The organism is Streptomyces sp. NPDC057743, from assembly GCF_042798755.1.
In the GTDB taxonomy this organism is placed as follows: domain Bacteria; phylum Actinomycetota; class Actinomycetes; order Streptomycetales; family Streptomycetaceae; genus Streptomyces.
Map to the genome: position 1 here is coordinate 108460 of NZ_JBHVJX010000022.1, position 18008 is coordinate 126467.

At 68.7% G+C, this 18008-nt stretch carries 24 protein-coding genes; 2 read left to right on the top strand and 22 right to left on the bottom strand.

Annotation, left to right across the window (positions count from 1 at the left end; genetic code table 11):
* Positions 1 to 146: 146 nt before the first annotated feature.
* From ACFVFQ_RS24945 to ACFVFQ_RS25035, 19 genes are all read right to left on the bottom strand, one after another.
* Positions 147 to 1943, bottom strand: coding sequence for a DnaB-like helicase N-terminal domain-containing protein (locus ACFVFQ_RS24945; RefSeq protein ID WP_383419749.1), 1797 nt, complete (start codon positions 1941 to 1943; stop codon positions 147 to 149).
* 110 nt (positions 1944 to 2053) lie between these two features.
* Entirely contained in the window at positions 2054 to 2434 is a 381-nt protein-coding gene (locus tag ACFVFQ_RS24950; RefSeq protein WP_383419751.1) for a hypothetical protein, read from the bottom strand.
* Position 2435: 1 nt separating this feature from the next.
* Positions 2436 to 2600 carry a hypothetical protein gene (locus ACFVFQ_RS24955; RefSeq protein ID WP_383419753.1) on the bottom strand — a complete coding sequence of 55 codons (165 nt, stop codon included), beginning with the start codon at positions 2598 to 2600 and terminating at the stop codon, positions 2436 to 2438.
* A gap of 22 nt (positions 2601 to 2622) precedes the next feature.
* The gene (locus tag ACFVFQ_RS24960; RefSeq protein WP_383419754.1) at positions 2623 to 2901 is read right to left on the bottom strand and encodes a hypothetical protein; all 279 of its coding nucleotides are present in this window, start codon (positions 2899 to 2901) and stop codon (positions 2623 to 2625) included.
* Positions 2902 to 2915: 14 nt separating this feature from the next.
* On the bottom strand, positions 2916 to 3377 hold the full coding sequence (locus ACFVFQ_RS24965) for a hypothetical protein (protein ID WP_383419755.1): 462 nt from the start codon (positions 3375 to 3377) through the stop codon (positions 2916 to 2918).
* 9 nt (positions 3378 to 3386) lie between these two features.
* Positions 3387 to 3575: a hypothetical protein gene (locus ACFVFQ_RS24970; RefSeq protein ID WP_383419757.1), complete on the bottom strand. Its 189-nt coding sequence runs from the start codon at positions 3573 to 3575 to the stop codon at positions 3387 to 3389.
* Between the two features lie 36 nt (positions 3576 to 3611).
* Positions 3612 to 3863, bottom strand: a complete 252-nt coding sequence (locus tag ACFVFQ_RS24975; RefSeq protein WP_383419759.1) for a hypothetical protein — start codon at positions 3861 to 3863, stop codon at positions 3612 to 3614.
* Positions 3864 to 4004: 141 nt separating this feature from the next.
* The gene (locus ACFVFQ_RS24980) at positions 4005 to 6218 is read right to left on the bottom strand and encodes a cell division protein FtsK (protein ID WP_383419761.1); all 2214 of its coding nucleotides are present in this window, start codon (positions 6216 to 6218) and stop codon (positions 4005 to 4007) included.
* 94 nt (positions 6219 to 6312) lie between these two features.
* Positions 6313 to 6510, bottom strand: a complete 198-nt coding sequence (locus tag ACFVFQ_RS24985; RefSeq protein ID WP_383419763.1) for a hypothetical protein — start codon at positions 6508 to 6510, stop codon at positions 6313 to 6315.
* Between the two features lie 55 nt (positions 6511 to 6565).
* Positions 6566 to 6823, bottom strand: a complete 258-nt coding sequence (locus ACFVFQ_RS24990; protein ID WP_383419765.1) for a hypothetical protein — start codon at positions 6821 to 6823, stop codon at positions 6566 to 6568.
* Positions 6824 to 6825: 2 nt separating this feature from the next.
* The gene (locus ACFVFQ_RS24995) at positions 6826 to 7002 is read right to left on the bottom strand and encodes a hypothetical protein (RefSeq protein ID WP_383419767.1); all 177 of its coding nucleotides are present in this window, start codon (positions 7000 to 7002) and stop codon (positions 6826 to 6828) included.
* A gap of 53 nt (positions 7003 to 7055) precedes the next feature.
* The gene (locus tag ACFVFQ_RS25000) at positions 7056 to 7388 is read right to left on the bottom strand and encodes a hypothetical protein (protein WP_383419768.1); all 333 of its coding nucleotides are present in this window, start codon (positions 7386 to 7388) and stop codon (positions 7056 to 7058) included.
* A gap of 13 nt (positions 7389 to 7401) precedes the next feature.
* Positions 7402 to 8481 carry a hypothetical protein gene (locus ACFVFQ_RS25005; protein WP_383419770.1) on the bottom strand — a complete coding sequence of 360 codons (1080 nt, stop codon included), beginning with the start codon at positions 8479 to 8481 and terminating at the stop codon, positions 7402 to 7404.
* Positions 8478 to 9569, bottom strand: coding sequence for a DUF2637 domain-containing protein (locus tag ACFVFQ_RS25010; protein WP_383419772.1), 1092 nt, complete (start codon positions 9567 to 9569; stop codon positions 8478 to 8480). Before ACFVFQ_RS25010 ends, ACFVFQ_RS25005 begins: the two co-directional genes overlap by 4 nt.
* Entirely contained in the window at positions 9569 to 10207 is a 639-nt protein-coding gene (locus ACFVFQ_RS25015; protein ID WP_383419774.1) for a GGDEF domain-containing protein, read from the bottom strand. The genes ACFVFQ_RS25010 and ACFVFQ_RS25015 overlap by 1 nt, the downstream gene beginning before the upstream one ends.
* Positions 10204 to 10518, bottom strand: a complete 315-nt coding sequence (locus ACFVFQ_RS25020; RefSeq protein ID WP_383419776.1) for a hypothetical protein — start codon at positions 10516 to 10518, stop codon at positions 10204 to 10206. Before ACFVFQ_RS25020 ends, ACFVFQ_RS25015 begins: the two co-directional genes overlap by 4 nt.
* Positions 10519 to 10616: 98 nt before the next feature.
* Positions 10617 to 11390: a DUF4097 family beta strand repeat-containing protein gene (locus ACFVFQ_RS25025; RefSeq protein ID WP_383419778.1), complete on the bottom strand. Its 774-nt coding sequence runs from the start codon at positions 11388 to 11390 to the stop codon at positions 10617 to 10619.
* A 116-nt stretch (positions 11391 to 11506) separates the two neighbouring features.
* The gene (locus tag ACFVFQ_RS25030; protein WP_383419780.1) at positions 11507 to 11689 is read right to left on the bottom strand and encodes a hypothetical protein; all 183 of its coding nucleotides are present in this window, start codon (positions 11687 to 11689) and stop codon (positions 11507 to 11509) included.
* A 158-nt stretch (positions 11690 to 11847) separates the two neighbouring features.
* Positions 11848 to 12297, bottom strand: a complete 450-nt coding sequence (locus tag ACFVFQ_RS25035) for a protein kilB (RefSeq protein ID WP_383419782.1) — start codon at positions 12295 to 12297, stop codon at positions 11848 to 11850.
* Between the two features lie 940 nt (positions 12298 to 13237).
* Between ACFVFQ_RS25035 and ACFVFQ_RS25040 the strand changes: the two genes are divergently transcribed.
* Complete coding sequence (locus tag ACFVFQ_RS25040) at positions 13238 to 14620, top strand: hypothetical protein (protein WP_383419784.1); 1383 nt, start codon at positions 13238 to 13240, stop codon at positions 14618 to 14620.
* Here ACFVFQ_RS25040 and ACFVFQ_RS25045 read toward each other — a convergent pair.
* From ACFVFQ_RS25045 to ACFVFQ_RS25055, 3 genes are all read right to left on the bottom strand, one after another.
* On the bottom strand, positions 14617 to 15279 hold the full coding sequence (locus ACFVFQ_RS25045; RefSeq protein ID WP_383419786.1) for a hypothetical protein: 663 nt from the start codon (positions 15277 to 15279) through the stop codon (positions 14617 to 14619). The genes ACFVFQ_RS25040 and ACFVFQ_RS25045 overlap by 4 nt on opposite strands.
* 161 nt (positions 15280 to 15440) lie before the next feature.
* The gene (locus ACFVFQ_RS25050; protein WP_383419788.1) at positions 15441 to 16343 is read right to left on the bottom strand and encodes a phosphotransferase enzyme family protein; all 903 of its coding nucleotides are present in this window, start codon (positions 16341 to 16343) and stop codon (positions 15441 to 15443) included.
* A complete protein-coding gene (locus ACFVFQ_RS25055) occupies positions 16340 to 16792 on the bottom strand; it encodes a GntR family transcriptional regulator (protein ID WP_383419790.1) in 453 nt (150 codons plus the stop codon). Before ACFVFQ_RS25055 ends, ACFVFQ_RS25050 begins: the two co-directional genes overlap by 4 nt.
* Positions 16793 to 17140: 348 nt before the next feature.
* On the opposite strand from ACFVFQ_RS25055, the gene ACFVFQ_RS25060 reads away from it, so the two are divergent.
* Positions 17141 to 17815, top strand: a complete 675-nt coding sequence (locus ACFVFQ_RS25060) for a DUF6009 family protein (protein ID WP_383419792.1) — start codon at positions 17141 to 17143, stop codon at positions 17813 to 17815.
* Positions 17816 to 18008 lie beyond the last annotated feature (193 nt).

Sequence of the window (18008 nt, forward strand, 5' to 3'; positions counted from 1 at the left end):
TGCAGACGTTGTCTGCGCGCGGGCGGGGCGATAAGGGCGGTAAGGGTGATAAGCCATCTGACCAGCGGGTTTCCCAGTGCGATAAGGGGGGCGGTAAATGGGGCGATAAGTCGGCGAGCGGCGACAGCGGCCTACCGCCCCGTGGATCAGCCTGCGTAGGTGATGACCGTTGCCGGTCGGCCCTTGCCGGGGCGCTGGGTGCGGACGTAGCCGGGCTGATCGAGCAATTCGGCGGTGAGCCGGTCGCGTTCGGGGCGCGTGGTGTTCTTGAAGAGCCGGCGAATCTGGTCGGCGGCGAGTCCGTCGGGGCCGGCGGCGCGGACGGCGTCGGCGAGTTTGTTCACCTTGGGGTCGCCGCTGATGTTGCCGAGCAGGTGGACTGCGGAGGCGCGGGAGTAGTTGAGCAGGTGCCAAGCAGCGCGCATGTGCTGTTCGGCGATGGTGTCCGTGTGGTCGCACAGGGCGTAGACCATGGCGACGCGCTGGACGTAGGGGGCGGCGCGTGCAGTGAACTGCGCGACGACGCCGCCGGCCGAGTCGTCACTCAGGGCCGGGTAGACCTGTTGGCAGTACAAGTCCCATGCGCCCTTGCTGAACTTGACCGTCTCGACGCGGGCGGCGTCGGTGAGGACGGTGCGCCAGCCGGCGGCGAGGTTGGCCACCAGTTCCGCGCTGGCGCCGCGGGAGCCGGGAAGGATGAGGTTGCGGTGGCAGAAGATCGGCAGGAAGCGGTTGTAGGTGCCGCCGGCCATCTCGGAGTCCTGCATCTTGGCGCAGAACTCTTCGGGAGTGATGTGGCCCAGAATCGCGATGTGCGGGTCGGTGGCCTTGAGGGAGTCGCGGACCATCGAGCCGAGCGAATCACCGTCCCAGGCTTGCCGTAGGACGCCGGGAAGGCTGGAGCCCTCACGCCGGCCACGGCTCATGGTGACCGCGTACTCCGATTCCAGGACCCACAGCCGCTTATCCAGGCTGGCGGGAGCAGGGGCGTCACTGTCGTCGTCTTTGACGTACTCAATGAGCCCTTCGCCTGAGTTCAACCCGCGGGGGGTGTGCTCGGGGCCGAAGAAGTCGGGTACAGCCTCGGCGAGGACGCGGCGGGCGGTGGAGGTCGCCGAACCTTTGCGGCCTGAGGCGGTGGGACCGATGGTCAAGGCCCAGATCAAGCAGGGGTGGCGGTCGTTGCCCACCATCAGGTGGGGGCGGCGGCCGATGACCGAGCCGGCCGCGGAGAGCAGGTTGACCAGCACGGCGACGGGGTCCGCCTCGGTGGTGGGGTCCAGCTCTCGGACGGTCTCACCGACCCATCCACAGAACACGTCGGGGTGCGGGGTGGGGCCGGGGCGCCGAGGGCGGACGAGTCCGGGGTGCGGGTCGTACAGGGGGTTGGGCGGGCCGGTCGGCGCAGTGTCCGTCTCGGTTTCGGTGGGGGCGGCAACGAGTTGGGTGATCTGCTCAAGAACAGCGGTCCGCAGCGTCGCGGTGTCGGTGTCTCGCGTGGAGGCCGCTTGCACGAGCCGGGTGCCGGCTTCGATGAGGCGCCGCCGGTCTGCCGTCTCGTGCACGATCTCGGCGTAGTACTCGGCGTTGGCCACCGTCGGCACAGCTTGGACAAGGCTGTGGAGGTAGCTGGCACCGCCGATGCGCTGCAACTCCCCGCGCTGGCCGAGGTGATGGGCGAGGGTGATGGGGTCGGCCGGCTGGCCGGCGTCGTGCAGGTCGAGGATGGCACGGTGGATCGTCTCGTGCGCGAGCCGGTAGTGGTCGCCCGGGTCCATGGCCTCGGACACGTCGGCGATGGCGTCGGTGGAGAGCATCATGGCGCCGACTACGGCCTGTTCGGCACCGAGGTCGTGCGGCGGGGTGCGGCTGAAGTCGTCACCGGCGTGGTCACGCATCGGCAGCACGGTGGCGTGCTGTTCGTACGCGTGGGGAGCTGTCATGCTGGTGTCTCCTGTTCTGTCGAAGGGACAGGTCCGGTGCCTGGCCCTAGGGCGGGCACCGGCCGGGGCGGTCGCGGTCTTGTGGTGAGAGGCGACCGCCTCGGGCGTATTTACTCGTCGATCGGGCCGCTGTAGCCGAGGGGGGCTACCGCGCTGTGGGCGCGGTTGAGGGCGTCGGCGAGCATGTCCGCGCAGTGCGCGGCTTCGGTCAGTGCCTGGCGGGCGTCGAAGACGTGGTCTTCGACGGTGCCGTGGTCGGCGGTGAGGTGGCCGTCGTGGTGGAGGCGGGTGAGGGCTGCGCTGGTCTGGCCGAAGGCTTGCGGCAGCATCTGCGCCATCTGCTTGAAGGCGGCGATGCTGGAGTACGCCTGCCCGGGGTAGTGGAGAACGCCGGTGCGGGAGCGCGGCGTGGGCAGGGTGGCGTGGTTGTACTTGCGGACCGCTTCGGCGGCGGTGTTCGCGTTGCCTTCCGGCCGGCGGGCGGCGGCCATGTCAGTCGTCCTGTCCGGTGTAGTGGGCGATGTAGCCAGGGCAGACGTTCTCGGGGCAGTCGCAGCCGTTGCACTCGTTGCAGATGTCGCCGTCGCACTCGTCACACAGTTCGTGGCCGGGGCATCCGTAGTCGGCGCACTCGTCGCAGTAGGTCTCGGCTTCCATGGGTTCCTCCGGTCAGGTGGGGTTACAGGTTGGTGAGGGCGGCGGTGGGGATCTCGTAGACGTCGATGACGCCGGTGACGTTGGACCAGTGGTCCAGGGCGTAGCGGACGTAGGCGATGTGCAGCGGGGTGCCGTCGCGGTCGGCGCACTCATAGACGTGCACCGCTTCCACGCCGGTCCGGTTGGTGCGGGCCCGGCGGATGAGCCGGCGGACGGTGTCCGCGTTGAGGTATTCCGGCCGGTAGGTGCGGCCGTCGGCCCGGGTGTACAGCGTTGCGGCGAGCTTCGTGGCGGTGGTCACGGAGGAGTCTCCTGTCAGTGGTGGAAGTGGTTGCGCTTGATGACGGCTTTGCGGATGTGGACCGTGGTCCTGCCGCCGCGGTGTCCGGTCGTGCTGAAGACCTGCACGGCGATCCAGCCGCCGAAGATGACGGCGGCCAGGACGATGAGCTGGTGGATGAGCGCGGCCAGCGCGGCGAGGAACGTGGTCAGCAGGAAAAGCCCGCCGCACACCGCGCCGAAGTCGATGCCCCCGAGCGCGATGTTCACGGCCGTCCGGGACACGGCCGGCTTGGGCGCGACCGGTTCGGGCTGGGCGGAGGCGACGGCGACGCCGGTCACGACCCGCCCGTCCGGCAGGACCACGGTGGCGACCGCCGGGACGTTGTCCGGCTGGACGGGCACCAGCGGCGCGGGGGCGAGCGGGGTGGGGTGGCGGACCTCAACGGCCGCCGGCTGGCGGGTGGTTGGGTCGCGGGATGGTGTGGGTGGGTTCACGAGCGTCTCCTAGACGTGGCGGATGGCGTCGACGACGGCGTGGGTGAGCTGGTTGATGGGGCCCGACGCGCCGGTGGAGGCGAGGAAGAAGCCGAACATGATGGCGATGAAGGCCGAGCCCCAGCCGAGGGTCTTGGAGCGCAGCAGGAAGAACAGGACCAGGCCGAACAGGGCGACCAGGGAGACGGTGATGGCCACGACGGGCCTCCTTGAGTGAGCTGTGGGGTGTGGTGGTTAGCGGGTGCCGTCGCGGTGGAGGCGAGCGGCGACGTTGAACAGGTGGCGGCCGATGCGGATGCGCTTGCGGTCGCCGTGGCAGCGGCGGCAGGTCTTGCCCGGGCGGAGCCGGCCGCGGCGGTCTTTCTTGAGCTGGTAGCCGAAGCCGCGGCACTTGCGGCAGTTGCCGAACGGGCTGGCCGCGCACAGAGCTGCGTAACTGAACGTGACGACTATCAGGCAGGCGATAGCGAGGGAAGGAAGGGTCATGAGGGCGCCTCTCGGGTGATTTTCGAGGGTTTCCGCAGGTGGGCCGCTATGCGCTAGCGCCCTGATCAAGTGAGGTGCGGGGGCTTATCGGGGCCGCTATCGATAGCAGGCTGTGGCGCTATCGATAGCGGCCCCGGCGGGCTAGCTCGCGTCCCGCTTTCGGTTACGCTCCGCGATCGCGTCGGCGATGGTCTGGCGCTCGATGCCGCGTTGGTTGACGAACTTGCCGTCGATGCGGCGGCCGACCTGCCCGGCCTTGATCCCGTACGGCTTGAGCACCGCGGTCAGGTGGGCGGTCTTCTCCTCGCGGTCCATCTGCCCCCACTCGCCGTAGCGTTCGGGGCGGAGTTCGGCCAGGCGGTCGATGACCGTCTCGTTCCACACCTTCGACTCGTCGGCGGGGATGACGGCGAGCACGTCGGTCAGCAGCGTGTCGGTCGTCTTCTCCGTCTTGGCGGTGGTGGGGTCGGGCAGGGTGCCTGCTGCTGCGCGGGCGGCGTGGGCGCGCTCGCACAGCTTCTCCGCGGCGGCGTTGTCGATGTAGTACGACCGCACGATCTGCGGGTTGGGTCCGGCGCCGACCAGGTAGCCGATGCCCAGGTCGGTGGAGGTGAACGAGGTGGCGCGGATGCCGTTTTTGTACATCGAGGTGCCCAGCACCATGTCGTTCTCCGGCTGGCCCATGACCTGAAGGCAGAACCGGATGCCGACGTTGGCGCTGATGGCCTTGGGCAGGGAGTCGGCGTCCGGGCGCTGGGTGCCCAGCAGCAGGATCACGCCCAGGGCCCGGCCGCGCTTGATGATGGCGGTGGCCAACTCGGCGGCCTTCTTGCCGAGTCGTTCGTGGGTGAAGACTTCCTGGCATTCGTCGATGGTCATCACCAGCGGGTGCAGGCCGAGCGACTTCTTGGCGGCCAGGGCCGGGGTGACCTTGTTCTCCGGGCAGATGTCCTTGGGCAGGCCGTTGATGACGCGGGCCCGGCGGTCCAACTCGCCGTAGACGTACTCCAGCGCGTCCACGCAACCTTCGACCGTGGCGTCGTCGCCGGGGCCGGAGCCGTAGGTGTGGGAGATCGGCTGGAAGGAGGAGAAGTCGCCGGTGCCCTTGAACTCCCAGGTGTGCAGTTCGGCGGTGGGGTCCATGGCGGCGGCCAGCAGCAGGATGCGCAGTGCGAAGGTCTTGCCGCGGCCGGGCATCGCGCCGACCAGGAAGTTGGCGTACATCAACTCGAAGTCGACGGCCCGGCCGCGCGGGTCGGTGCCGTACGGCACGGGCTTGAACAGTGAGGCGGTGCCGGACTTCAGCAACGGCCAGGACGGTTGCGGGGCCTTGGCCATGTCCTGGTCGCCCACCCACAGCATCAGGCGCCCGGTGTGCTCGCCGGGTACCGGCTCGGGCCAGACGCAGCCCAGTGGCTTACGCAGGCCCGATGCCAGGCGCTCGCGGCGGTCGAGGATGTCGGAGACCGTGACGCCGTAGGGCAGGTCCACATCGGCACGCCAGCCTTTGCCGTCGCGCTGGATCGGGGCCTTGAACTCCAGCGCCTTGCCCTTGGCCGCCTGCTTGTTGATCTCCGCGATCCCCAGCGCGGTGAAGGCGCGCACCACGATGTCGCTGGTCAGCCGCTCCACTCCCGGAAGGTCCACCGCCCGGGTAATGACCGGGGCGTCGGCTTCCTGGCCGGCGAAGCCCAGCGCCATCAGCAGTGCGCCGACCGAGACGGCTTGGAGCCAGCCCGGCGCCAGCACGTACAGCGCCAGGGCGCCGCCCAGCCCGATCAGCGAGGCCAACACGGCGACCAGGGTGCGCAGTCGCACGCGGCCATCCCGCTGCCGGGAGAGCTTGAGGTAGTCGGCTGTGTCCTCCCGGCGGACCGCCGCCAGCCGGACCGGCTCACCTTCCTTGTCGGCCACCCACCGCATCGTCTCGCCCAGGAAGCGGGCCGTGCCACGCGGGGACTGAAGCACCAGGCGCCCGGCGTAGGCCGGGGCACGCAGGCCGTGGTAGGCGCAGGTGTGACCGTAGTGGCCAGCTACCCACGCGGCAGCGGCCTTCAGCTCGTCCAGCGAGCACAGCCAGGCCGGGAGCACGGGGCGCCGCTTGGCGGCCCGCAGGCGGTCGAAGTAGCCGGGCCCGGCCGGCGCCGGACCATCCACCAACACCACCGGATCCGGGGCGCCCGGCTCGCGGGGCGCGGTTTCGGTCGGCTCTGGGGCGGGTGCGTCGGTGGCCGTCTCGCGGGCGGTGCGGGCCTTGTTCAGGTCCACCACCTCGGCACCCTCTTGGTGGGTGGAGTCGGCGGCCATGTCGGCTTCCAGCCGGTTGAACAGGTCCTTCTCGTCGTCGTGATTCACTGCTGGTTCCTTCCGAATGCGGGAGGTGGAAGGGGCCCGGACGGCGCTTTGGCCGGCAGACGTCCGGGCCCCGGCTATACAAGGGCAGTGCTGGTCAGCGGCGGCCGGTGGCGCGCAGCTCGTGGGCGTGGCACAGGACGGAGCCGATCAGGAACCCGGCGCCGTGGACGGTCCACCGCCCTTCGGTGAGCGGGCCGGGCGGGACCTCGTCCACGATCCGGCCCACGCGGCCCGCGGCCCGGGGGTCGTCGGCACAGGTCAGGATCTGCACTTCGTCGCCTGCGTGGAACATCGGTGACTCTCCTCTCCGCCGGCCGGCTGGCCGGCGGCGTGTGGCGGTGGGTTGGTCAGCGGCTCAGGACGTGGTCCAGGGCTGCGCGGGCCTCGGCGGGGGTGATCGCCTGGTCCCGGACCTCGTGGCAGTTGCCGTACATGGCGCTGGTTTTGGCAATGACCTGGCCGGGCTTAACCGGCCTCCTGCCGTCCCACTCGAAGTTGAGGATCTGGCTGGCGGCGTGGGCGGCCATGCGCATACGGGCGTCGGCCCGGTACTTGGCCTGGCGCCGTGCGGTGTGCTTCCTAGTCGAGGTCTTGGTGCGCGGCACGGTCAGTCCTCCAACTCGTCGAAGTAGTAGTCGCCGAGGCGGGCGGCATCGGCCATGGCCTGGTGGGTGTTGGCCGCGTCCAGCAGCCAGCCGCGGGTCGGCTCGATGGCGGTCTCCGCGGCCCAACTCAGCGCGGCGGCTTCCTCGTTGTGCATGCGGATGGCGTCAGTGCGCTTCACAGGCGCTCCTGCGGCTTGTCGGGCCCGGGGCGCGGCGCCCCGGGCGGGTGTGGCTAGAGGTCGAACAGGCCGGTGTCCTGGGCCGGTTCGCTGGCGCGGGTCTTGCGGGCAGCGCGGCTGGCGGCGGTGTGGCAGTCCGGGCACCACGCCCGCAGGTCCCGAGCCCCGAGCCGGGCCGCCGCGAGCGGCGGGGTGGTGGGTTCGGCGGGGGCGGCGATGAGGTGGATCGGGCTGCGGTGCTTGCTGGCGTGCCGGTCGTGCTCCCGCACGCACCGGCCTTCGCCCTTGATGTGCGGGATGCCGCACTGGCCGGTGCACTGGCACCGCCACCCCGCCGCCTTCATTACGTGCCGCCACTGGTCGGCGTAGACGATCGGTTCGCTCACCGATGCCTCCTTCTCAGGCGGCGTCTTGGCGAGTGAAGGTGGCGTATCGGTCGTCGGTGATCAGGCCCGACTCCCGCCATTCGGCAAGGAGATCGGATTGTCCCTCGGGGGCAGTGCACGAGGAACACAGCCGCCCGGCCGGGCGCTTCGAGGTCCGTTCGCCGGGCGGGCGTTGACCCCACTTGCAGGCCAGCAAGCCAGCGGCTTCGGCCTGGGTCTCCAGCGCCCGGAGCCTGGCCGCGGCCTCCGGGTAGAAGAACTCGATCTCGTCCAATTCGCCGGGCTTGGCGAACGCTCCGCACAGGCACTCGCCCGACATGTGCAGATGCTCGGTGACCTCGTTCAGCGGCAGAGCATCCGGGGTGCACAGGCGGTGGGGGGTGTGCTCGTGGTTCTGGTCGCAGCGGTACCGAGCCCGGTATTCGCGCATGTGGGCATCAGTCCAGTGCACGAGCGGGGAGACCCAGATCAGCGAGCCTTCCCGGTCGACTTCTTCGGCGTTGCGGAAGCGGCGGTCGGTCTCGGCCCAGCGCATCCCGCCGAGGTAGACCAGGCGTTGGGTGCGGCCGTTGCGGCCGATGATGCTCGCCCGCAACCGCTGCAATGGCTCGTCCTTCAGCCGCCGGTACATCACGCCGTGCCCGGCCGGGCCGGGGAAGCCCTTCCAGACCTGCCGCACACCTGTGTTTGGTCCTCGTGTGGCGAGGATGCGCCCCAGGACCAGGTCTTCGTAGGAGTCCTTGGGGTGCAGCTCGTGCAGTGGCAGGTTCCATGCGGCGACGACGTCCCGCACGTGCTGGGTGGTGGCGGGGATGCCGGTGCCGGTGTTGACGTGCGCGATCGCATCCACTCGGTGCCGCATGAGGTGGTTGGCGATCACGGAGTCGTTGCCCCCGGAGAACAACCCGATGGTGGCGACTACGGGGTGTTCTGCCAGGACCCGGTCCACGATGGCGTGGGAGCGAGCCATGGCCTCATCCAGTGTGAGAGCCTCCAGGTCCTCGTCGGCCTTCGGTGGCCGGCCTTCGACCCGGTCGGGCATCCCGGGGAACATCTCTCCGGGCGACTGGCGGTGCTTGTTGCGCGACGTCATGCCGCCACCTCTTCCGTCTCAGTAGCGGCCTGTTCGGCGGTCTTGAGTTCCTGATATCGGGCTTGCACCCAGCCCAGGGACCAGCCGGTCAACTCGGCGGTCTGACGGATCGATCGGCCAGTGGCCAGACCGAGTCGTACGGCTTCCAGCGCAGCCTGTTCGGGAACCTTCTCCGCCGCGGCTTCGGTGTTCACCGGTCGCGCAGCGGGCTGTTCACGACGCATGCGCCGCGACTGCTGTGGGCGTTCACGGGCCTGCCGCTCCCGCTGTTCACGAGCGGCCTGGGCCTGCCGTTCACGGGCTTGGCGATCCGCACGCTCGGCGGCCTCTTGGGCTTCCTTGCGCTGGCGTTCGCGGTCGGCCCGCTCCTGCTCTTCCCGGCGCAAGCGCTCACGTTCCTCACGCTCCTCGCGCCGGTGCTGGTCCTCGCGGTCCAGGCGTTCGCGCTCGATGCGTTCGGTGTGCTCACGGGCTTCGCGGCGTTCTTGCGCTTCCCTATCGAGGCGTTCGCGCTCCATCCGCTCGGCGTGTTCACGGGCTTCGCGTTCGGAGCGTTCACGGGCGGCGCGCTCCTGTTCACGCTCCTCCCGCACCCGCCGTTCACGAGCCTCAGAGTCGAGGCGTTCACGCTCGGCCTGCTCCTGCTGTTCACGGTCGATGCGGGCCAGCGCTGCGGCGATGGCGCGGCGGTAGGAGAGACCGGCCTCGGCGGTGACGATCAGCAGGAGCGGGGCGACGCAGTGAACAGCCACCCCGACCAGATCACCGCCAAGGGCGGAGTCGCCGATGTTGAGGCCGACGGTCATCAACCCCGTCATCCAGCGCAGTACCGCCGGCCACCGGCCGCTGTCCCCGCCGAGGCGGGCCACGGTGGAGTCGAGTCGGACGACGATCACCACGGCCGCGTCCACCACGACCGGCAAGATCGGGGCCGTCCACTGCCACCCATCGGGGGTGACCCGTTGAACGAGCGGGGTGACGGTCAGGACAGAGAAGACCACCGCGCCGAAGGTGATCGCCCACGTGCCGATGGACAAGGTCCGTTCGGCCGCCCGGATCTGCCCCGGGCTCATGGATGCGACGCGCATTACCCGGCCGCCTCCCCCGATGTGCCTCGGCGGCCGGCGCGGCGGCCGTTGGTGGTGGGGAGGGCGGGGTCGGCGTGGGTGGCGATGAACCAGCCGGCGCCGGTCTGCTTGGCCGCGTACATGGCCTCATCAGCACGGCGCATCAGCCGCTCCAGCGGCAGCGCGGGCCCAGTCTCGACCATGATGGCGCCAATGGACGCCCCGACCGACACTGGTTGTCCGTTGAAGTCGAACGGTTCGCACAACGCCTGGTGCAGGCCCGCCAGTTCGAAGGGCAGGTCCGCGGGGTGCTGCATCGGCAGAGCGAGCGCGAACTCGTCCCCACCCAGACGGGCCACACAACCGTCCAGGACGGTTGCGGTGATGGCCAGCGAGCGGGCAACTGCGGTTAGGGCCGCGTCGCCGGCCGCGTGGCCGTGGCGGTCGTTGAGTGCCTTGAAGCCGTCCAGGTCGATGACCAGCACCGCCGTGCCCGGCCCCAGCAGCCGCGGCGCCTGAGCCTCGAACACGGCACGGGTCGGCAGACCGGTTAACGGGTCTCGGCGGGCCGCCTCGATCCGGCGACGCCACACGAGAGTGTGGACAGCCCAACCGATGGCGACGGGGGCGGCGGACAGGGCCGCGAACGTGGTGCTCACGCTGCCACCTCCGCATCGGCGGCACGACGACCGCGGCGGAGGCGGCGGAGCGGGGCGACGGAGGTCAGGGCGTCGGCGTAGAGGGCGTCCCAAGCGGCGATCTCGTCGCCAGCCTCGGCCTGCTCCCGCAGGTCCGCCAGCACGTCGCGGGCCGCGTCCAGGCGGGCCCGGTACTCGTCGGGTGCCTCGAACTCCAGCGGGCCGCGGAACAGGTCGCGGTCGATGCCGAGTGGTTGCTCGGTGAAGCCGAAGGCCAGTTCCTCGAACTCGGCCTGGTTCAGGACTTCGTGGTGGTCGATGTAGGAGCGCATGGAGGGCTTCTCCTGTGTCGAAGGGACAGGGCCCGGGGCGGTCGCGGTCTTGTGGTGAGAGGCGACCGCCCCGGGCACGTACGTGGCGTGTGTGCGGGTCAGCGGGTGAGGACGCGTCCGCTGACGCTGTGGGCGTCCTTGCGGACGTGGGGGCCGCCGGTGATGCGGACGGAGCCGGAGACGCTGCGGGCGCTGACGGTCCCGGTGGCGTCCTCGGTGGCGTGCAAGGTCACGGCGCCGGAGGTGGCGTTCAGTTGGGCGTCGTGGCCGTAGTACATGTCGATGTCGATGCGGCCGGAGACGGAGCGGGCGTTGACCCGCTCGGTGACGCGGTCCGCGAGGATGGCGCCGGAGGTGGTCTTCGCCGTCAGGCGGCGGACGCGGTCGGCGTCCAAGGCGCCGGAGACGGAGCGGAACTCCAACTCCTCGATGGGGCCGGAGATGAAGGCGCCGGCGGAGGTGGAGACCACCGCGAGGGACGATCCGGGCGGCAGCGTGACCACAGCCTCGATCGGGCTGACCGTCTCCATCGTGCTGTTGCCGCCGGTGATGATCTGGCCGTTGACGATGGTCACGCCGGTCATGGAGCCGTAGACGGTGCCGGCGGTCTGGATGATCTGGTTGCCGCGGATGGTCTGCGTCATCACGTTGCCGGGCAACTCCGGGACCTGGACGGTGATGGCCTGCCCGACCTGCCCCAGGTGGGCCCGGTTGATGGCGTCGACGGCCTTGCCGGTCGTGTCGTCCGTCCGCAGCATCACGCTTGCGCACTTGGCGGTGGCATCGACCTGGACCTGGACGCTGCCCATCGGCAGGTCCACACCAAGGACGACCGGGCCGGCGGTGGTCGAGAAGAAGAAACGCTCAGTCATGGTCATTTTCTCCTGAAAGGTTGAGGCGAGCAGGCGGTGAGGTGCAGGAAGAGGCCGGGGCCGCGGTCTGGATGGTGGTGAGAGGCGGCCCCGGCGAGGGACAGGAGCGGGGTGGGCTACTTGCTGCCGCGCCAGGCCCCGCCGGCGGCGTTGCCGTGCGTGCGGGCGTGCCCGGACTGCTCACGGGCCGCCGCCCGGGTCTCCGGGCTGTTGTGAGTGCGGTAGTCCTCGCGGGCCTCGGCGTGAAGGTCCTTGACCTCATCGCTCTGGGCATCGCCGCGGGAGCGCAATATGCTCACCTTCGATCCTTTCGGGATCCAAGGGCACGCCCGCTAGCTGCCAGGCGGGGGGCGTGCCCTACTTCGTGTCATGGCTGTGGAGTCCAGTGGTGCGGCTCCCTGCAACCCCGTCCGTACGGCCGCGGGCCGGACGGACGGGGGAGGCAACCCACCAGCAGCTACAGCTCGTTGGCCGCCGCTGCGACGAGCTGGTCGGCGGCAGTGATGGCGGCTTCCCGCAGCGCGGCGAGGGTGTCGGCATCCTCGGCGCCGCGCAGGGCGTAGGTGGCGCGGGCTGCGGCATGTGCCGTGCGGGCCAGGTCCGGGGCGAGGATGGTCACCTCGGTCAGCGGCGCGGTGACGGCGGAACGCGTGGCGTGAGATTCGGCGCGAGCGGCGGTGTAGGCGTCCTGCTCCGCGCCGGACAACCGCAGGTCCTCGCGGACCCACATGGCACGACGGTGGTCGGCGAGCGCGGACACCAAGGCGGTCACGGCAGCGAGCCGGTCGCGGCGACTGGACTCCGCACGGGCTTCGGCCCGCTCGGTGCGGGCGGCGCGCTGCTGGAGGGCGTAGGCGGTGACCGAACCCAATAACGTGCCGGCCACGGCGATGATGCTGGACCACATAGAGGTCTCCTCATGAGCGGTTGAGGTGGCGAAGGGGACCCGGGGTCGCGGTCCTTGGTGAGAGACAACCCCGGGCGGAGGAGCAACAGCTCCCCTCAACCCTGTCCGTACGACGGGAAGTCGGACGGACAGGCATGAGGGAAGCCGGCCGCGACATCGCCGCAGCCGGCTCCGAATCAACCGCCCCCGGCGATCCCCGGACGTATCCAGGACCGCCGACGGCGGGGACGCAGTGGGCATGGACGCTGCCATGCCGGTCCAGCACCGGCAGCGCCCTAGGTACTTCGGCGACCCATGTCTGGGTCTCCTTCCGGAAGTTCGGACTCGGGTGGTCCGTAGCCGCCGGACACCGCCGGCCGGAAGGCCGGGGTAGCGGCGACCCGTCGCCTACTCCCGAAGGTCAGTGGGCGACGCTCCTTTTTCGCCCCGGGGAGGTGAGTGGCCCCGGGCCGTCCATGGCAGGGGACGGCGTCCTGTTGCCCGGATCGCTCCGAGCTACCTCCCGAGCCTTGCGAGGGCTGGAGGCGGCCCCATCGACCACCCGTGTGCAGGTGGCTGGGACGGCACACTGTGGAGTTCTCAAGGACCAAACGTTCCGACGAGCGCGGTAACCCCTGAAGGGGCTCCCGTGACCGCGAAGCCACAGGACCCGCCGGACGCACATCGGTGCTGCACACTCGCCCACTTGGCGTGGTGTGTATTACCTACCACTCACGTTGGCAGACCGATCCGGGACCGTCAAGCGCTCTGGCTTTTTGATCTCGGAACTTCCTGCCTTGCGGCGATGTCCCAACTCTCTCCAAGCGAAGGGAACTTCGGGAGCGTGCACTTGGGGGTGCACTCGTGCACTCCGCTGGGCAAACCCCCTGCACCCCCGAGCTGGCCTGCGTAGAGTGACGCCAAGTCAAGCTGGGACTTCTCTGCCGCTCATGGGGGTTCGATGGCAGACCGGAACACCAAGCTGGCCGCACTCATGGACGAAGGCGACTTCTCTCACAAGTCCCTGGCCCGCGCGGTGGTGGTCGCCGCCACGCGCTCGGCGCAGGACATCACGTGTGACCACACCTACGTCAGTCGATGGCTCAAGGGATCCATCCCACGTGGCGACATGCCGCGCTTCATCGCAGATGCCCTAGGGCGCAAGCTGGGACGCCAACTCACGATTGACGACATCGGGATGGGCGACGCGGCCGTCTCAGCCGTACAACCTGATCTCGGTCTCAGCTTCGCGGACCGCCCCGAGGCAGCGACTGCCACCGTGGCTGACCTCTGGCGCGCGGACCTTGCCGAAGCCGGCTCACTGATTCGTGCGCTGCCGGACTCCGCTGCCTGGAACGAGGCATCCGTGAGGTGGCTCGTCTCTCCACCCGACGGCGAACTAACACGATCCGGAAACCGGTCCGTCGGCGCCGTAGATGTCGAGATGATTCGCTCAACTGCCGATGCATTCAGCATGCTTGACGGCAAATTCGGTGGTGGCCATGCCCGACGGGCGCTGATTCAGTACCTGCACACCGACGTCCGCCCCATGCTCGACGGCAAATACGCCGACACCATTGGGAAGGAACTGCACTCGGCTGTGGCCGAAGCGCTCTTGCTCGCCGGGTGGATGTCGTACGACAGCGGTGTTCACGGCATCGCACAGCGGTACTTCATTCAAGCTCTGCGAATGGCGCAGGCGGCTGGTGACCGACTACTCGGCGGCAGCATCCTTTCTGCGATGAGCCACCAAGCCACGTTCATCGGCCGGTACCGCGAAGCCGCAACTCTTGCCCGTGCCGCACTAACTGGGCCGGCTGGCAGCCTTACGCCGACGATGGCCGCGCAGTTCCACGCGATGGAAGGGCGGGCGCTGGCGCGCCTGGGAGACGAACGCGGGTGTGACCTAGCGCTGTCCGAGGCAGAACGCCAGCTCAGCCGACGCACGGCGGACAGCGATCCGGCGTACATCACGTACTTCGACGAGGTGGAATTGGCAGCCGAGTTCGGACACTGCTTCCGAGACTTGGGGCGCTCCGTGCAGGCAACGGAACGGGGTGCAGGCTCCGTCTTCGGAGACGGCCTGAACAACAGGAGCGATTTCTTCGCCACCATGGTGCAAGCAGAGGCGTACCTCGGTCAGGGAGATGCTGGCCGCGGCTTCGACATTGCGTTGGATGCGCTGCGGCTCGGCGAGGGCCTGAAGTCCGCGCGCTGCGTGCAGTACGTGCGAGAGTTTCAGGACCGCATCACGGACGGCATGAAACGGGCCGCGGAGTTCCGCGAATTCGCGGAGCAGGCCCGCGGCTTCCGCCTCTGGCAGCAGGTCGACAGACAGCCCTAGCCGACGAGTTCTTCCGCCCCATAACGCACCTGCGCCGCGCTCCAGTCGACACCAAGCCCGGTGACAAACTTCCGTGCCAGGGCGAGATCGGCACGCGGCGTGACCAGGATCAATCGCCCGCCAGTGGCAACGGAGCCGCCGCCCAGCCTGTCGCGGGCGGCCGAGTCGGCCACCAGCGCATCGTGGAGGCGCCGGGCATCGATACCCGGCGCCTCGATCTCGATCGCCTTAGCGTCCGGTGCTGTCCGTGGCAGATACCGGAAGGTCAATACCGACTCCTGGTGGTACTGCTTAGCCAGGACTCCGGCGATGTGGTGCAGCCCCGAGGCGGAGACGCGGTTTACGTCGAACTCGCGCGACGGCTCGTACGTCGTGTTCTTCTGTTCCGATGACCAGTAGACGCCCTCCAGCAGCCGGGACGTGCTGGTTCGGCCGCCGTTGGCGCGGATGACGTCTCGAACCTCCCGGTCGAACCGGAGCAATCGTGTCTTGAGTCGCGGATCGGCCGGATCGGTAATGAGGGCCCTGTTGCTGGTGGCGAAGATCTCCGCCTGGGCAGTGGCGTGGGAGGGGATGGGAGTTGCCTGGGCAGTGCCCGTACCCACCGTCCCTGCTGCTAGGACGCAGATTGTCACCAGAATGCTGAACCGTGGCTTCATGCCCGCTGCCTCTCATCTGTCGCTCCATCACGTCGCGCCGGCGGGCGCAATGGGATCACGGTAGGGGCAAATGAACGTGGTTTGCAGGGAGTTGTTCAGGGTTGACCCACTTTGACTGCTCGCGACCGAAACGACGGGGGACCGACCCGAAGGGGCGGTACCTAGAACGGTGCCCAGTCGCGGCGCGAGCTGCCTGAACGCAGCGATTCAACGCGTTTCGCAAGCTCCTCGGCAGCGCGAGGATTTGTGCCGGCATTCTGGGAAAGCCAGGCGACCATCAGCAGTTCGCGCACGCTGCGAACGACGGTGTACCCAGACCACTCCCGAACGTCGAAGCCGTAGCCCTCCACGAAGTTGGCGTATTCGGCCTCTGTGTGCCATCCGAAGCTGTCGTAGTACATGGCCGTCTGCATGAGGTCCCACTCGCGCGGCCCGTTCACGAAGCCGTCCAAGTCGATGACCTTCGGGGCCCCCGCATCGTTGCGCAGAACGTTGCCAATGTTGAAGTCGCCGTGCAGGGGACCGGTCGGCAGGGCGAACTGAAGATGGTCGTACTCGGCCGCCAACTCATTGGCCAGAGAGATGAGGTAGGTACGAATGCCCTCTGGGATCACGGCGCGCTGCAAGCGCTGCTCCACCTTGTCGAAGGGCCGGAGTTCAGGAAGCGGAAAGGTCGGCGGATCCAACTCGTGTAGCTGCCGCAATAGTTCGCCCATCTCTCGCGTACTCGCGTACGTGTCGCCGTCGGCCAACCCCTCCCAAAAGGTCACAGGATGGCCGTCGACAGCAACGGGCTGCTCGGCCTGTGTGGCGAGCCGGGCAGCGGGATATCCCTCCGCTGCGAGCCACCTTGCTACAGCTACCTCACGACGGACAGAGGGCAGCCGATCGGGGCTGCGGCCGACGCGTGAGACGATCCTGCCGCCGTCGATGCGGAACACGGCATGGTCGCCGAACCGCAGCATCTCTATGCCGTCTGGGTCTACGTGGACGACGCCGCACGCCTTACGCAAGATGTCCTCTGCCGCCGCGGCGTCGAACTCAGTGTGCTCTCGCGTGGTCATTTCCCTTGGTCCCCCTGCCCAACGGGGAGAGCGCAGACTTCTCGCCCACGCGTCGCCCCCCTGCCGATGAGCCCTTGCCCTTCCATCTGCGCGATGGCGGAGCGGACTGCCGTCCGCGAAACCTTGAACTGGTCGCACAGCTCCTTCTCGGTGGGGAAGCGATCCCCGACCTTGACCCCGTCGGTCCGTAGGAGGTCGGTCATCTTTTCGACGAGCGGACGGCGGTCGCCGGTACCGGCCACGTACCAGCCAGCCCCCTGTACGGACTCGATCACACCCTTGCTCTTCAGGTCTCCCAAAGCTCGCTCGATGGTGCTGCGGCTCACGTCGTAGATCTCCATCAGCTTTGCCTGCGACGGCAGCTTTTCGGCGATCTTCCCCTTCTCGATCTTCTGACGCAGAGAACCCGAGACCTCCAGATACGTGTCTCGCGGACTTGCCTGCGGCACACGCCCTCCCTTTCACGGTCTCCCTCATCTGATGCTCGCTGCTCCAGCTTCCCACGGCAGCTCGCACAGGGAGTCGCGAGTCGTTGGCTTCCTGCCGCTCTGGCCATGGTGAGGGGAAGGCGATGCTGGCGATGGGCCGCTCACAAGCTCTCTGTTGGCGGCCCGACTTATCGCCCCTCTTACCGCCCCCCTTACCGCCCCTACAAAAGCGCATGTCAGGTGACTTATCGCCCTTATCGCCCTTACCGCCCCACTCCGGGACTTCCCAACGACCGTCAGCATCGGCGAATGACCGAGTGACGCGACGGGAAGCTACGTCCGACAACCGCCTTCCGAGAGGTGCCACACATGCTCAACGACCCAGATGTCCTCAAGCAGGAGGACGGCATTGTCTGGACGGAGGAGGTAGAAGGCTTCGACTACGTCCGAGAGACCTTAGTGACCGATGCTGCCACTCGGCGCCGTCCGATCCCATGGCGGGGGCCCGGCCGACGCGTCGGGTACTCAGTGCTCAAGGCCGACGCACGAAGCGGCGACGGACCAGGGATGTTCACTCGGCGCATCTTCTGGGTCAAAGAGTACGACCGGTCCGAATACGCCCAGGGCAAAGGTCCCTACAAGACCGGGACCCCTTCCGAAGGCGTCGACCCTCGAACCGTGAAGCCAGGGGTCTGGGGAGAGCAGACCAGCCGCGCCTGGGGAGCCCCGCTTCCCTCTCAGCACACGGTCGGCGACAAGCCGTGGGCCATCGGAGCAGTCGGGCGGAACAACAGTCCCGAACCGGCTAACCCGAGTCGCCAGCGAGCAGGGGAAGACGGTTCGTCGCCGGCGGCCCACACCAAGCTGACACTCGCTGATTGGCTCGACGGCGCAAGCGTGCCGGACACGCTCAGGGCCGGCATCAGTGAAGCCTTCTCCGAGTGGTTGCGATCACACTCCGAGGAAGTGAAGCATGCGATCGGCGAGGCCGTCGCGGAGCGGATCCTTCCATCCGGCCTCCGCCGCCCCGGCGGTACCGCATAGGACCGCGCAGTCTCAGCACCACACCGTCCACTGCGTGACTAACTGAGTGACAACCGCAGCGGACCATCCCGAACGATCGCGGACTCCCAGGGCCTATGCCCGCACGTCGCTGAACCGCCGGCTCAGGTCCCAAAGCCCGTTCGAATTGCTTCGGGACGAAGAGGTCGTGGGTTCAAATCCCGCCACCCCGACT

Bases quoted from the DNA above. Each gene is read 5' to 3' on its own strand.
- ACFVFQ_RS24945 (WP_383419749.1), bottom strand. From the start codon at position 1,943: ATGACAGCTCCCCACGCGTACGAACAGCACGCCACCGTGCTGCCGATG.
- ACFVFQ_RS24950 (WP_383419751.1), bottom strand. From the start codon at position 2,434: ATGGCCGCCGCCCGCCGGCCGGAAGGCAACGCGAACACCGCCGCCGAA.
- ACFVFQ_RS24955 (WP_383419753.1), bottom strand. From the start codon at position 2,600: ATGGAAGCCGAGACCTACTGCGACGAGTGCGCCGACTACGGATGCCCC.
- ACFVFQ_RS24975 (WP_383419759.1), bottom strand. From the start codon at position 3,863: ATGACCCTTCCTTCCCTCGCTATCGCCTGCCTGATAGTCGTCACGTTC.
- ACFVFQ_RS24985 (WP_383419763.1), bottom strand. From the start codon at position 6,510: ATGTTCCACGCAGGCGACGAAGTGCAGATCCTGACCTGTGCCGACGAC.
- ACFVFQ_RS25005 (WP_383419770.1), bottom strand. From the start codon at position 8,481: ATGACGTCGCGCAACAAGCACCGCCAGTCGCCCGGAGAGATGTTCCCC.
- ACFVFQ_RS25010 (WP_383419772.1), bottom strand. From the start codon at position 9,569: ATGCGCGTCGCATCCATGAGCCCGGGGCAGATCCGGGCGGCCGAACGG.
- ACFVFQ_RS25020 (WP_383419776.1), bottom strand. From the start codon at position 10,518: ATGCGCTCCTACATCGACCACCACGAAGTCCTGAACCAGGCCGAGTTC.
- ACFVFQ_RS25025 (WP_383419778.1), bottom strand. From the start codon at position 11,390: ATGACTGAGCGTTTCTTCTTCTCGACCACCGCCGGCCCGGTCGTCCTT.
- ACFVFQ_RS25035 (WP_383419782.1), bottom strand. From the start codon at position 12,297: ATGTGGTCCAGCATCATCGCCGTGGCCGGCACGTTATTGGGTTCGGTC.
- ACFVFQ_RS25040 (WP_383419784.1), top strand. From the start codon at position 13,238: ATGGCAGACCGGAACACCAAGCTGGCCGCACTCATGGACGAAGGCGAC.
- ACFVFQ_RS25045 (WP_383419786.1), bottom strand. From the start codon at position 15,279: ATGAAGCCACGGTTCAGCATTCTGGTGACAATCTGCGTCCTAGCAGCA.
- ACFVFQ_RS25050 (WP_383419788.1), bottom strand. From the start codon at position 16,343: ATGACCACGCGAGAGCACACTGAGTTCGACGCCGCGGCGGCAGAGGAC.
- ACFVFQ_RS25060 (WP_383419792.1), top strand. From the start codon at position 17,141: ATGCTCAACGACCCAGATGTCCTCAAGCAGGAGGACGGCATTGTCTGG.